This window comes from Duganella sacchari, assembly GCF_900143065.1.
Taxonomy (GTDB): Bacteria; Pseudomonadota; Gammaproteobacteria; order Burkholderiales; family Burkholderiaceae_D; genus Rugamonas; species Rugamonas sacchari.
Map to the genome: position 1 here is coordinate 188,987 of NZ_FRCX01000002.1, position 13,325 is coordinate 202,311.

Genomic DNA, 13,325 nt, shown 5'->3' on the forward strand with positions numbered 1-13,325 from the left:
ATGCAGGCCAATGACAGCATCATTGTGATTAATGCTGGTTCGTCCAGCATCAAGTTTTCCATGTACAGCGGTCCGGCGCTGGATCTGACGCTACGCGGCAAGATCGAGAACCTGTACAGTGGCGTGGCCCGTTTCATCGCCCAGAACGCGGATGGCAGCGTGGTCGGCGAGCGCGAATGGCGTGATGGCCCGCTCAACCACGAAGGCGGCATGCGCTTCCTGGTGGACTTCGCACAAACCCATCTCGATGGGCACCGCGTGATCGCGGTGGGCCACCGTATCGTGCACGGCGGCGTGGCGCACAGCGGCCCGCAGCGTCTGGATGCCGCGCTGGTCGATGAGCTGGAAAAGCTGGTGCCGCTGGCGCCGCTGCATCTGCCGCACAATCTGGCGCCGGTGCGCTCGGTACTGGCGATGGCGCCGGATGTGCCGCAGATAGGCTGTTTTGATACCGCCTTCCACGTCGGCCAGCCGGCGGAGGCGCAGGAGTTTGCGCTGCCGGCCCGCATCACGGACCTTGGCGTGCGCCGCTACGGCTTCCACGGGCTGTCCTACGAGTACATCGCCAGTGTATTGCCCAAGGCAGAACCCCGGCTGGCGCAGGCGAAAGTCGTCGCTGCCCACCTCGGCAACGGCGCCAGCATGTGTGCGATGCAGTCCGGCCGCAGCATGGCCAGCACCATGGGTTTCACTGCGGTTGACGGACTGCCCATGGGCACGCGTTGCGGTGCGCTCGATCCGGGTGTGGTGCTGTATCTGATGCAGGAACTGGGCATGGACGTGGCGGCGGTACAGAAGCTGATGTACCAGGAATCCGGTCTGCTGGGCGTCTCCGGCATTTCGTCCGATATGCGTACGCTGGAACAGAGTGACGAACCGCGCGCCAAGGCGGCGATTGCGCTCATGGTCTACCGCATCGGCCGCGAGCTGGGTTCGCTGGCCGCGGCATTGGGCGGACTGGATGCGCTGGTGTTCTCGGGCGGCATCGGCGAAAACAGCGTGGCGCTGCGTTCCGCGGTCTGCAAGGATGCGGCCTGGCTGGGTGTGGAGCTGGACGAAGCCGCCAACGCCGCCAATCCACGCGGTGTCACGCGCGTCAGTGCGCCTGGCAGCAAGGTGGACGTCTGGGTAATCCCTGCCAATGAAGAATTGATGATTGCGCAGCACGCGCTGGAACTGGTGGAGGCTGGATGAGCACCGAAACCCTCTATCCCATCTTAACGGGCAAGCGCGCGCTGGTGGTTGGCGTCGCCAACGAACATTCGATCGCCTGGGGTTGCGCGCTGGCGTTCCGCAAACTGGGCGCGGACGTGGTGCTCACCTATCTCAACGACAAGGCGCTACCGTTTGTGGCGCCGCTGGCGCAGCAGATCGATGCGCAGTTGCTGCCGCTGGACGTGACGCAGCCTCGCCAGCTGGAGGCCGTGTTTGCCGCACTGGCAGAGCAGGGCAGGCTGGATATTCTGGTCCACTCCATCGCCTTTGCGGCCAAACAGGATCTGCAAGGCGGCTTGCTCGACTGTTCGCTGGACGGATTCCTGCAGGCGATGGATGTGTCCTGCCACTCCTTCATCCGCATGGCGAAGCTGGCCGCGCCATTGATGACGGACGGCGGCAGCATGTTCGCCATGAGTTACCATGGCGCCGACAAGGTCATCCCGAACTACAACGTCATGGGCCCGGTAAAGGCCGCGCTGGAAGCGGCATGCCGCTATCTGGCGTTTGAACTGGGGCCGCGCGATATCCGCGTGCATGCCATTTCACCAGGGCCGCTGCAAACCCGTGCGGCATCGGGACTGAAGGACTTCGACCATCTGCTTGCCGACGCCGTGGCGCGGGCGCCACTCGGTGAGCTGGTCGATATCGTCGATGTGGGCAATACCTGTGCCTACCTGGCCTCGCCCTATGCCAAACGCCTGACGGGCAGCACGGTCTATGTGGACGGCGGCCTGAATATCATCGCTTGAGGGGAGTTGAAGATGCAAGTAATCTTGACCGGACTGCATGGCGATGCCAGTGAAGACAGCGTTGCACAAGGCCTGGCGCTGTATTTCCATGTCAAGCAAGTCAGCATGGTGAGGCAGGGCGATAACGATAGTCCGTGGGCGCTGATTGAAGTCGCGGATTCCTACGAACGTGTCTGGAGCGTTTGCAATCAGTTGCGTGGTGTCTTCCATCGCGGGAAGGCGATCCACCTGTATATCCCTCTGCATCAGGAAGACGTGTTCCACGATCTGGAGCCGCACCAGCGTATCGATATCGCCTAACGCTGACTGGCCAGGAAGCCGTGGATCTGCGATACCACGGCAGCGCCTTCGCCAACGGCGGCGGCCACGCGCTTGGTGGAGTTGGCGCGCACGTCGCCGATGGCAAACACGCCGGGAATGCTGGTCTCCAGCGCCGCGCGTTCCGCCTGCGCCGCGCCGGGCAAGTCGTAGCCAGTCAGGATAAAGCCTTTGTCATCGACCTGCACACCGCAGTCGCTGAGCCAGCCGGTGTTGGGGTCTGCGCCGATGAACAGGAATACGCGGCAGATATCGTAGTCTGCCTCGCCGCCGCTGCGGTGGTGACGCACGCGGACCTGCTGCAGGCCTTCTTCTGCGCAGCCTTCCAGCGCCACGATTTCCGATTCCGTGTGCAGCGCGATGTTGGGCGTGGCGGCAATGCGGTCGATCAGGTAGCTGGACATGGTGGACGCCAGGCTGTCCTTGCGGATCAGGATGTGTACCTTGGCGGCGTGGCCGGCCAGGTAGACGGCCGCCTGTCCCGCGGAGTTGCCGCCGCCGACCAGTATCACTTCCTCCGTCGCGCACAAGCCGGCTTCCAGCGGCGAGGCCCAGTAATACACGCCTTTGCCTTCAAACTGTTTGAGATTCGCGAGCGATGGACGGCGATAACGCGCGCCGCACGACAGCACCACGCTGCGGGCCTGCAGCCGCGTGAGACTGCCGCACATCTCGACCTGCAGCGGATAGGCGCCGCACAGCAGACGGCCCGCTGGCGCCGGTATCGCCATCTTCACGCCGAACTTCTGCGACTGCACAAACGCGCGGCCGGCCAGGGCGCCGCCCGAGATCCCCGTCGGGAAGCCAAGGTAGTTTTCGATGCGCGCGCTGGCTGCGGCCTGCCCGCCATAAGCGCGTGTTTCCAGCACCAGTACCGTCAAGCCTTCCGACGCCGCATAGACGGCGGTGGCCAGACCGGCGGGGCCGGCGCCAACGACAATCACGTCCCAGACCTGGTCCGGGCTGAGTTCTGGCAGCGTGCCCAGGCAGCGGCCCAGGTCCACAATGCTGGGGTTCTTTTTGACGTCGCCATTGGGGCAGACGGCCAAAGGCCAGTCCTGGGTTTCGGGCTGATAGCGTTCGCACAGGGCGCGCGCCTGCTCATCGCTGCGCGGGTCCAGCACGCGGTGCGGCAGGCCGTTACTCGACAACCATCCCTGCAAGCTGTGCATGCGCGCATGGCCGGGCGTTGCGACCAGCACCAGACCGCCATCCTTGTTATCGATCTGCTCGACGCGGCGCAGGATAAAGGCGCGGACGATGCGTTCCCCCAGCTCCGCCTCGGCGATCAGCAGCGCGCGCAAGGATTCCGTGGTCAGGACCAGCGCTTCCACGTCGCCGACAGCATGGCCGTTGACCAGCGTGGGCGCGCCGGACAGCTGGCTGATTTCGCCAGCGAATTCGCCGGGGCCATGTTCGGCGATCACCGAGGTATTCCCCAGGCCGTCGTGCCGGCTGATGCGGATAGCGCCTTGCATCACCACGTACATGCCAAAACTGGTCAGGCCCGCGTCGAACAGGCATTGGCCATCACGGAAGGCGACCAGCGTGCCGAAACGCTGGATGCGCTTGATCTCCGTGGGCGTCAGCTTGGGCAGCGCCTGGGCGGTGCGGGTCTTGAAGGTGTCGTAGATAGCCATAAGCTCTAGTCTAGCGCTATTTTTCTGCTGTCCGCCAGATTCTAAAGTGAGATACTTGCAGATGTTTAGCGGAGGAGACACAGTGAACAAGTTGTTAAGTGCAGTGATATTCAGCCTGTCCGCGCAGACGGCGGGTGCAGCCGATTTATTCAATGGCCGCGATTTCAGCGGCTGGGAATTGCAGACCACACCCGCAGCCGTGATCGAGGACGCCTTCCGCATGCTGCCGGATGGCGTAATCGCTTCCACCGGCAAACCGTCGGGCTTTCTGGCCACCCGGCAGACCTACAGCAATTACAGGCTGCACGTGGAATGGCGCTGGAGCGGCAAGCCTGGCAACGGTGGCGTGCTGCTGCACATCAGTCCTGGTACTTTTGACCGCGTCTGGCCCGTCAGCCTGCAAGTGCAAACCAAGAATGGCAATGCCGGTGACTTGCTGCCCATGGCGGCCGCCAGTTTTGACGAGGCGCTGACCAGCAAGCCGGGCGCCGAGCCACGCATCAAAGCCCATACGGCGGCGGACAGCGAAAAGCCGGTCGGCGAATGGAATGCCTGCGATATCCTCAGTCGCGACGGCGTGGTGGAGGTGACGCTGAATGGCGTGCCGCAAAACCGGGTGTCGCATGCGATACCGGCATCCGGCCGCATCGGCTTCCAGCTCGAAGGCACGCCATATGAGCTGCACAACGTGGTGCTTACGCCGCTGGATTGAACCAGCGGGCCAGGGCTTGCGGCAGCCCGTCATGGCCCGTCGTTTGGTCGGTGGCCCAGGCCACGGTGCCGTCGGGACGCACCAGCAGGGCGCTGATACCCAGCGATTCCCTGACACGAGCGGCGACGTATTGAACCCGTTCGCCGTAAGCTGCGGCACAGGCCTGGCGCGCGGCGTCCCCGGTGAAGTCCAGCAGCAGTGCGCGGCCGCCGTGCATCAAGTCGCCGACCCGAGTGCCGTCCTCACATTCAAAGTTGGGGGCACTGAGGCCGGCCAGTGGATGGCCAGCGTCCAGATCGTAGCGCGTGAAGATGCCCCATACGCGCGCCGCGAAGTAAGTGGCGCCGTCACGTGTTCCGACCAGGTCGCGGAAGATGGCATGCAATGCCTGTCCTTCCGGTCCCGGGCGCATGGCCGCCACCTGGGCGCGTGACCAGTCCAGCACTTGCGCGCCGACGGGATGGCGCTCGTCATGGTAGCTGTCGAGCAGCCCATCGGGCGCCGTGCCATGGAGGGTGGCAGCCAGTTTCCAGCCCAGATTCATTGCATCGCCCAGTCCGAGATTGAGTCCCTGGCCGCCCAGCGGTGAATGAATATGGGCCGCGTCGCCCGCCAGCAGGATGCGGCGGTTACGGTAACTGCTGGCCTGGCGGGCGCGGTCGGTCCAGGTGGTGGCGGTGTGCACCGCGCTGAGCGTCACGTCAGTGCCGGAGATGCGGCGCAGGACCGATTGCAGGTGTGCCAGCGTGATGGGTTCTTCGCCGTTGTGAAACGCGCCGCCGTCGAAATCCTGCATGGCCAGGTAGCCAGGCTGGGACTGGAAGTACATGCCGCGCGGCGTCTTGGTGCGGACCGGACTGAGTTTTTCCGGATCGGCGATATCGACGCGCGTGGTGTAACCCGTGAACTCTGGCTCCGTACCGGCAAAATCAAACCCGGCGAGTTTGCGCACCATGCTGCGTGCGCCATCGCAGCCGATCAGCCACTGGCCGTGGAATGACTGGCTGTTTGCCTGAACTGAAACCACATCTGCGCTCTGCTGGCACGCCGTGATGGCGTGGCCGCGCAGGATGCGGACACCCAGTGCGCTGGCGCGGCGCGCCAGTACGGACTCCAGTTCCTGCATCTCCGCCAGCAGGTTGGTGGGCGTGGAGCTGGGCAGACGATAAGGCCATTGTGCCGTATCGATATCAGGGTACTGAAATGCGATGCCGGCAAAGTGCCCGGCCTGTAGCGATTTGTTATCACCGAACGGATTCTTGAGCCGCCGGGGGACTTCGAGCTGCGCCAGCAGGCCACGGCGGTCGAGCGCTTCGACGCTCAGGGACGACAGTCCGCGCGTGCCGAATGGCAGTTGCTTCAACAAGGAATCCGGTTGCTCCGCCTTTTCCAGGACCAGCACCGAGCATTCTGCCAACGCCAGCTCGCAAGCCAGAAACAGGCCGACAGGACCGGCGCCGCAGATCATCACGTCATAGGTAGTATTCATGCAGCCAGTCTATCGGCAGCGATCGCGCCCGGATTGTACAAACGCGACAAAATGGCAGCGCTCAGGGCTTCCCGGCCTTGCGCGCGAAGGCAGCTGGTGTGGTGCCGCTGTAGCGTTTGAACTCGCGGCTCAGGTGCGACTGGTCGGTATAGCCCAGCCGCTGCGCCAGATCGGCGATGTCCGAGTCCGGCTGCTGCATGAGCTGATTGCGCGCCTGTTCAAAGCGCACCAGTCCCGATACGTCTTTGACCGTGTGGCCGGCGGACTGCTTGAATTTGCGTTCCAGCGTACGCACAGTGGCATGCGCTGCTGCTGCGACCTGGCTGACCGGCAGCGCGCCGTTTGCCTGGCGTATCGCCTCGCCAGCCTTGTGCAACGTGGTGTCCAGTTGCGCCTGCGCGCCAAGCAGATGCTGTTCCAGCGCGGCCACCGCCAGATCGATGCGGTCGGCCAGCATCCACTGCGCCAGTGTCGCATGCAAGTGGGCGACAGGGTGTTCGAATAGCTGAATGCTATCCTTGGCCGGCGGCACGCCAAGTAACTCAAACACGGTCCACGGAAAACAGCGGATAGCAAGTATGTCCAGGCGGCCGTGAGCGCTGAAATGGACTGGCTGATTTAACAGCCCGACCAGAAATGGCGAAGGCAAGGTCTGCTTGCCGTCCGCGCTGCAGTCGCCGCCAAAATGGAAGATGATTTCAGCATACCCGTCCGGCATCACTTCGAAGGACGAACGCTGCGGTCCAAGGTCGCGGTGGAGATGCCAGAAGCACTTGACGACGTCGCGCAGCGCTTCCGGCGGTTCGAATTCGGTCGGCCGCATCGCTTACCAGGCCAGTACGCGGGGACCGATCAAGGCGCCCACTGCGGCGGGAACCAGCATGCCGAGCAGGTACCAGAAACCGACGAACACAATACTTAGTTCGGGACAGTGCAGACAATACAAGACAGCAGCCGTGGCGCCAGCGGCAAAGCCCGCAGCGGCGCCGGCCAGGCGCAGGCGCGTCGGCGTGCGCTCGCGCATCACGCGCAATATCGCGACGAACATGGGCAGGGAAATGAGTGCAATCAGCATGGTGCAGTAGTGCCAGGTGCTGCCCCAGAACAGATCGACCCGTGCTTCGGGTGCGGCATTCGTCAGCAATGCGGCGCTGGCGGTCCATGCCAGCAGCAATGGCGCGGCGATCAGCGCCGGCAAGGTCCGGGTGCGCGCTCCCGGTACCGACAGGCGGCGAACGGCAATCAGGCCGGCCGCCATCAAGGCCACTGAGAACCCCAGCTTGCTCCAGAAAGCCGGCAGCATCAGCTCCGCCATCAGCTCGCGCCGTACGCCCAGCAGTACCAGCATCATCAGGAAGCTGGCCAAAAGGCCCCACAGCAAAGGCGATAGCGCCGAACGGGCAGACGGGGCGCTGACGGCGACGTCGGGGCCGCTGGCAAGCATGTATATCAGGTCATCGGTTTTCATGATGCTTCTCTCAGTGTCGTTGCCAGTGCTTTCAAGCCGCGGTGCACGGATACTTTGACTGCCGCTTCGGACATCTTCAGCAAGTCCGCCGCCTCGCGCATCGACAGGCCATCGAGCTTGGTGTAGACGATGGCTTCGCGCTGCTTGTCCGGCAGTGTGGCCAGCAGCTTGAATAAATCGCGCTGCGCCTCGCCGGCCTCCTGGTCGGCGCTGGAAAACAGCGCGTCTTCGTCCTCCAGCGGCTGGTGCAGCGCGTCCTGGCGCGCGTGACGGCGCAGCCAGTCAATCAATTTGTAGCGGGCGATGGCGTAAATCCACGCGGTCAGCGGCAGGCCGTGCTCGTAGCTCAGGCGCTGGTTGTGGATCGCCAGCAGCGATTCCTGCACCAGGTCTTCCACTTCGCTCGGCCAGCCGCTAAGGCGCCGCCGCAGGAAGGCGCGCAAGTAGGGCGTCGTCGCTTGCAGGAAGTGACGATATGCCTGGGCGTCGCCATCCAGTCCCTGCACAAACAGCGCATGCAAGCGCAGCTCTGTGTGACGCAGGGCGTCTGTCTCTGTTATTCGCTCTGTGGGCGCTTTTGGTAACAGCATGTGATTGATAAATATCGGCTGAAAAAATTTTTGTCTCGCGCTGTAACCATTTACCCGGTCCCAGCGAATTACCTGTCACTCTCACATAAACAGGCAATACATCATGAAACGCCAACTCACGCCTGATCCTGCGTCGGCATCATATGCCGACAATGACCGCAAAGTCAAAAGCCTTATCCATCCGGGTTGGCTGCGCTGTGCCCACTGGCTGAATGCGGTTGCAGTAGTGATTCTGGTCCTGAGCGGCTGGCGGATCTACAACGCGACGCGCTTTCTCGATTTCGCGATTCCCAAGGAGCTTACGCTGGGCGGTTGGCTGGGCGGCGCGTTGCAGTGGCACTTCGCCGCCATGTGGCTGCTGGTTGCCAATGGCGTCTGCTATCTGGCGATCAATCTGTGGACAGGGCGGCTGCGCCGCAAATTTTTCCCTATCTCGCCGGGCCAGGTGCTGGCGGACGTGAGCGCCGCCCTGCGCGGCAGGCTGGCGCACGCCGATCTGCGCCACTACAACAGCGTGCAGCGGCTGGCCTATGTCTTCGTCATGCTGGACAGCGTGCTGCTGGTGATGTCCGGCCTGGTGCTGTGGAAGTCGGTGCAGTTTCCGATTTTACGGGAGCTGATGGGCGGCTACGAAGGCGCGCGCCGCGTGCATTTCTTTGCCATGGCCGGGCTGTGCGCCTTCATCGTGGTGCATGTCGCGATGGTGGCGCTGGTGCCACGCACTTTGCTGGCCATGCTGCGCGGCCGTTAAACCAACAGGATACATCATGTCGATTATTATTCCACCGGATGGCGCGGCCATGCTCAAAGACGCCATCGCCAAAGTAGCGCAGCCTTCGCGACGCGCCTTCCTGCAACGCAGCCTGACGCTGGGCGGCCTGAGCTTGTTGACCGGCTGTTCGCTCGATAGCCAGGAAAGCGTGGAACGGGCGCTGATGTCCGTGTCCCGCTTCAACGACCGCGCACAGGGCTTGCTGTTCGACCCGAATCGCCTTGCGCCGACCTACCCGGACAGCATGATTACGCGGCCATTTCCTTTCAACGCCTATTACGAGGAAGACGAGGTGCGTCACGTCGATGGCGAAGCCTGGCGGCTGGAGCTCAGCGGTCTGATTGCCGACCGCAAGCCATGGACGCTGCGCCAGCTGCAGGCGATGCCGCAGCAAAGCCAGATCACGCGGCACATCTGTGTTGAAGGCTGGAGCGCCATCGGCAAGTGGGGCGGAGTGCCGTTCAGCGTGTTCCTGCGCCGTATCGGCGCTGACCTGAGCGCCAAATATGTCGGCTTCAAATGCGCCGACGACTACTTCACCAGCATCGACATGGCCACCGCGCTCCATCCGCAAACACTGATGGCGCTGACCTACGATGGCCAGCCATTACCGCCGCGCTATGGCTTTCCGATGAAGCTGCGCATGCCGACCAAGCTCGGCTACAAGAATCCCAAGCACGTACAAGCCATTTTTGTCACCAATACCTACTCTGGCGGCTACTGGGAAGACCAGGGGTATAACTGGTTCGGCGGCAGCTGAACCTTCATTTATTTTCTTACAGAGGAACCATCATGAAAAAAATTACCATCGCACTGATCGCCGCTTGCCTGACCATGACCGGCGCCGTCTACGCTCAGGACAGCATGAAGAAGGAAGAGATGAGCAAGGACGCCATGAAGAAGCCGGCCAAGAAAGACCACATGGCAAAGGACGAAATGAAGAAAGACGCCATGAAGAAGGACGACATGAAGAAAGATGAAATGAAAAAGGATGAAATGAAGAAGGACGAGATGAAGAAGTAAGCAGCGCAAAAAACCGGGCCAGCGAGTGGCCCGGTTGATTCACATTACAGCGACTTGAGGAAGGCTAGCAGCGCATCGCGGTCAGTCTTCGACAGATTCTCGAAGCGCTGGCGCGCTTTGGCTGCTTCGCCATCGTGCCACATGATGGCTTCGGTCAGGTTGCGTGCGCGGCCGTCGTGCAGGTAGCCGACCTTGGCGCTGTTGCCCATGACTTTCTCGGTGTAGCCCAGGCCCCACAGCGGCGCGGTACGCCACATATTGCCCTTGGCCTGACCTTCAGCGAACTTGTCGGCCAGGCCGGCGCCCATGTCGTGCAGCAGCAGGTCGGAATAGGGACGGATGGTCTGGTTGCGCAGTTCCGCAAACAGGTGGCCACTCCCCGTCTTCATTTCCGCCGTGTGGCAGGCCACGCAGCGCATGCCGGTGAAGACCTTGGCGCCGGCAGCCACCTTGGCTGGATCGACGTTCAGTTCATCAATCGGCGCCACGCCTTTCGGGAAGCCGCTGGCCAGGCTGCGTTGCGCAGGCACGGCCACCAGCGCCAGATAGCGCGACAGCGATTGCAGGTCCGCTTCCGAAATACCTTTTTGCTGTGCGGCCGATCCGCAGCTGGAAGGGTCGCTATTGCATGAGCGGTTGCGGTACACAGGCGAGGTCACGGCCATGTCCTGCAGCAGTGCAGTTGCCGCTTGCTGACGCAGCGTCGCCTTGGATGCCTTCCAGCCGAAGCGGCCCAGACGCACCGCGCCGGTTTCCGAATCGTAGACATAGTTGGCGACACCTTTGACGCCATCGACGTCCGGCGACGCGCTTGCACGCGCCAGAATATCAGCTTCCGCCACGGCTTCCAGCAGGCCGGCGCCGATGATAGGCTGGGCTGCGCGCAGCGACACGGTATCCGGCGTAGGACCTTCAAACGCCAGCACCGGTTTGCGCAACTCGACGGCGGTGCCATCGGCCAGCTTCTTGCTGGTGGTTTCGAAGCTCGACACGCGCACGCCGGTGCCCCAGTTCTGCGGCACGCCAGTGGACGACACGGCATTCATCTGCACCGTGGTGCCATACACCGGGTGCGGCAGCTGCTGGCCCGAAGCGTTGGTCGACGCCACCCGCACCGACATGCTGTCCAGACGCTGGTTCAGCGCTGTTGGCGCGTAGCTGCGGCCATTGTTGACGTGGCAGGCAAAGCACGACGACTGGTTGAAGCGGGGACCTTGCAGGCCGACGGCAGCATCGTAGCGGTCATTGCCAGGTTCGTTGTGGTCGCCGGTGGTGAAGTTGGTGTGGAACAGGCGACGGCCCTCAACAAAGCGCTGCATGTTCTGCATGCCGATATTGGTATGCGGCTGCTGGAACATGAACAAGGCGTTGTCCGAGTAGTTGTAGCCGACCGAACCGGCGCCGCCGGACAGGGTTTCCGTTGGCAGCGGCACGGAGTTCAGGCGCGGCTGCACACCGTACCATGGCTTCAGGCCCTGGCCGACAACATATACCCATTCATACGAGTAGTAGCGGATGCCGCCGTTGTCGCCCTTGGACTGCATCGAGTCGGTGGTCGAGAACATCGATGGCGACACCTCGATCACGTCGCCCTGTACCAGCGGACGCGCCTTGATGTCCTTGCCGGCGATCGGGAAGCCGTTGGTGTCCAGCGCCGTCATGCCCGGATATTCCTTGACCTGCAAGGTGCACGCACCGTTGATGCCGTTGGCGCTGGCCAGCTTGTTGTTGGCCGGGTAGGCGATCGGCTTGCAGACCTTGACCGTGTCGTCCACCAACTGGCCTGGCGCCATCCAGCCATAGCCGGTCACGCCCGGCCGGTCGATGGCGCGGAAGAAGGCCACGCCGCCTTGCAGGAAGTCGACGGTGGTGTACTGGTTGACGATCAGCTGCGGCTTGGTCACGCCAGGCACTTTGCTGTTGTCGATGATCTCCATGCCCCAGGTACGGTTCTTGAAGTATTGCGGCACGAAGGTCAGGTAGTTACCCGGACCTTTATCGACCGGCAGGCCGGTTACCGGGTCCACCGTTTCGTTGGGACCGTAGCCGATTTCGTTCCAGTCTTCGCCGCGCTCGCGGCCGTGACGCGCCAGGCCGCGGGCGCCGAAGCGGGTCACCAGCGTACCGTCGGGCAGCGTGAATTGCAGCGATTCGATCGGTTCGCCGGAAGCAGGCAAGGGCGCCCAGCCCGCACCGCTGGCCGGGAAGTTGAAGGCCGACGTCGCCGAGCTGCCCAGCGAGTTGTCGCTGCCTGGCGTCTTGAACTCCACCTCAAACAGCGAGTAGCCATACTGCGTTGCGCGTGCCACGCCTTGCAGGCGGAGGTAGCGCGCGTTCACGCCGAGGTTGAAGAATTCCTCGGTGCCGCCTTTGCCGTCGGTGACGGAGCGGATCTTGGTGAAGTTCTGGCCGTCGTCCGAGACCAGCAGATCGTAAGCCTTGCCGTAAGCGTTCTCCCACAGCAGCTTCATATAGCCGACCTGGGTCTTGGCGCCGAAGTCGAACTGGATCCAGGCGCCGTCGCCGTCCTTGGCGTCGCTGGACCAGCGGGTGCTGGTCTTGCCGTCGATCGCGTAGACCGCCGCGTTGGCGGGATTCTCGACCTTGGACGACATGGCCGTGACGGGCTTGATGGTGACGCCTGGCTTGGTTGGATCTACCTGCACCGGATCTGGCGTGGTCGGATTGTCAGGCGTGGTCGGATCGGTCGGCGTGCCTGCCGATCCGCCGGAATACGCCTGGATCTCGAAAATCGAATAGCCGTAGTTGGTCGAACGCGTGACGCCTTGCATGCGCAGATAACGTCCCTGGGCATTCAGGCCCGTCCAGTCCTCGGTGCCGCCCTGGCTGTTGTCCACGGTTTTAATCGTGGTGAAGGTCTTGTTGTCATCCGATACCTGCAGCAGGTATTTGGTGGCGTGGGCGTTTTCCCACTCGATGTGTACGCGGTTGATCGGTTTGCTGCTACCGAAATCCAGCGTCAGGTTCTGGTCGTCGCTGAACAGGCTGCCCCAGCGCGTGTTGGAATTGTGGTCGATGGCAGCGGCGGCCGACAGGTCGCCGCGCTCCGAACCGCTGGACGTTGCGCCAACCGGCGTCAATACCACCTCCGGCTCGGCCGCCGCGCCGCCCATCCGCATGGCGCTGGCGGTACGGCCGCTGTCCGTTGGCGTGCTGTCGCTGCTGCCGCCGCACGCGGCCAGCGCCAGGCTCAGTGCGAGTGGCAACCCGGTTATTCTTAGTCGGTGAAACGTTTCCATCGTTCGCAGTCGATCTGAACGTATAAGCATGCTATCCCCTTGGCTTTCGGCAGGTGTAAAAGGTTGCCAACGGCACATCACCGTGG

At 62.9% G+C, this 13,325-nt stretch carries 13 protein-coding genes; 7 read left to right on the forward strand and 6 right to left on the reverse strand.

Features of this window, described 5'->3' with window-relative positions; translation table 11 throughout:
• The 3 genes from BUA36_RS04825 to BUA36_RS04835 are packed head-to-tail and all read left to right on the forward strand — an operon-like array spanning position 1 to position 2,267.
• Complete coding sequence (locus BUA36_RS04825) at positions 1–1,194, forward strand: acetate/propionate family kinase (protein WP_072781859.1); 1,194 nt, start codon at positions 1–3, stop codon at positions 1,192–1,194.
• Complete coding sequence (gene fabI, locus BUA36_RS04830; protein ID WP_072781861.1) at positions 1,191–1,967, forward strand: enoyl-ACP reductase FabI; 777 nt, start codon at positions 1,191–1,193, stop codon at positions 1,965–1,967. Before BUA36_RS04825 ends, fabI begins: the two co-directional genes overlap by 4 nt.
• A gap of 12 nt (positions 1,968–1,979) precedes the next feature.
• Complete coding sequence (locus BUA36_RS04835; protein WP_072782554.1) at positions 1,980–2,267, forward strand: hypothetical protein; 288 nt, start codon at positions 1,980–1,982, stop codon at positions 2,265–2,267.
• Here the strand turns inward: BUA36_RS04835 and BUA36_RS04840 are convergent.
• Complete coding sequence (locus BUA36_RS04840) at positions 2,264–3,925, reverse strand: FAD-dependent oxidoreductase (RefSeq protein WP_072781863.1); 1,662 nt, start codon at positions 3,923–3,925, stop codon at positions 2,264–2,266. The genes BUA36_RS04835 and BUA36_RS04840 overlap by 4 nt on opposite strands.
• A gap of 82 nt (positions 3,926–4,007) precedes the next feature.
• Between BUA36_RS04840 and BUA36_RS04845 the strand changes: the two genes are divergently transcribed.
• The gene (locus tag BUA36_RS04845) at positions 4,008–4,637 is read left to right on the forward strand and encodes a 3-keto-disaccharide hydrolase (protein ID WP_167544252.1); all 630 of its coding nucleotides are present in this window, start codon (positions 4,008–4,010) and stop codon (positions 4,635–4,637) included.
• Here BUA36_RS04845 and BUA36_RS04850 read toward each other — a convergent pair.
• From BUA36_RS04850 to BUA36_RS04865, 4 genes are all read right to left on the reverse strand, one after another.
• Positions 4,621–6,126 carry an FAD-dependent monooxygenase gene (locus BUA36_RS04850; protein ID WP_072781869.1) on the reverse strand — a complete coding sequence of 502 codons (1,506 nt, stop codon included), beginning with the start codon at positions 6,124–6,126 and terminating at the stop codon, positions 4,621–4,623. The two genes, BUA36_RS04845 and BUA36_RS04850, sit on opposite strands and share 17 nt — an antisense overlap.
• Positions 6,127–6,187: 61 nt before the next feature.
• Complete coding sequence (locus BUA36_RS30150) at positions 6,188–6,949, reverse strand: AraC family transcriptional regulator (RefSeq protein WP_139260346.1); 762 nt, start codon at positions 6,947–6,949, stop codon at positions 6,188–6,190.
• A 3-nt stretch (positions 6,950–6,952) separates the two neighbouring features.
• Positions 6,953–7,594, reverse strand: coding sequence for an NrsF family protein (locus tag BUA36_RS30155; protein WP_072781871.1), 642 nt, complete (start codon positions 7,592–7,594; stop codon positions 6,953–6,955).
• A complete protein-coding gene (locus BUA36_RS04865; protein WP_084559993.1) occupies positions 7,591–8,184 on the reverse strand; it encodes a sigma-70 family RNA polymerase sigma factor in 594 nt (197 codons plus the stop codon). The genes BUA36_RS30155 and BUA36_RS04865 overlap by 4 nt, the downstream gene beginning before the upstream one ends.
• A 103-nt stretch (positions 8,185–8,287) precedes the next feature.
• Here BUA36_RS04865 and BUA36_RS04870 point away from each other — a divergent pair, with 103 nt between their 5' ends.
• From BUA36_RS04870 to BUA36_RS04880, 3 genes are read left to right on the forward strand one after another with little or no spacing between them, the layout of a single operon-like run.
• Positions 8,288–8,935, forward strand: a complete 648-nt coding sequence (locus tag BUA36_RS04870) for a cytochrome b/b6 domain-containing protein (RefSeq protein ID WP_084559994.1) — start codon at positions 8,288–8,290, stop codon at positions 8,933–8,935.
• A 16-nt stretch (positions 8,936–8,951) separates the two neighbouring features.
• Positions 8,952–9,716, forward strand: coding sequence for a molybdopterin-dependent oxidoreductase (locus BUA36_RS04875; protein WP_072781873.1), 765 nt, complete (start codon positions 8,952–8,954; stop codon positions 9,714–9,716).
• A 32-nt stretch (positions 9,717–9,748) separates the two neighbouring features.
• Complete coding sequence (locus BUA36_RS04880) at positions 9,749–9,979, forward strand: pentapeptide MXKDX repeat protein (RefSeq protein ID WP_072781875.1); 231 nt, start codon at positions 9,749–9,751, stop codon at positions 9,977–9,979.
• Between the two features lie 44 nt (positions 9,980–10,023).
• Here BUA36_RS04880 and BUA36_RS04885 read toward each other — a convergent pair whose 3' ends face one another.
• Positions 10,024–13,239 carry a di-heme oxidoredictase family protein gene (locus tag BUA36_RS04885; RefSeq protein ID WP_072781877.1) on the reverse strand — a complete coding sequence of 1,072 codons (3,216 nt, stop codon included), beginning with the start codon at positions 13,237–13,239 and terminating at the stop codon, positions 10,024–10,026.
• Between the last annotated feature and the right edge of the window lie 86 nt (positions 13,240–13,325).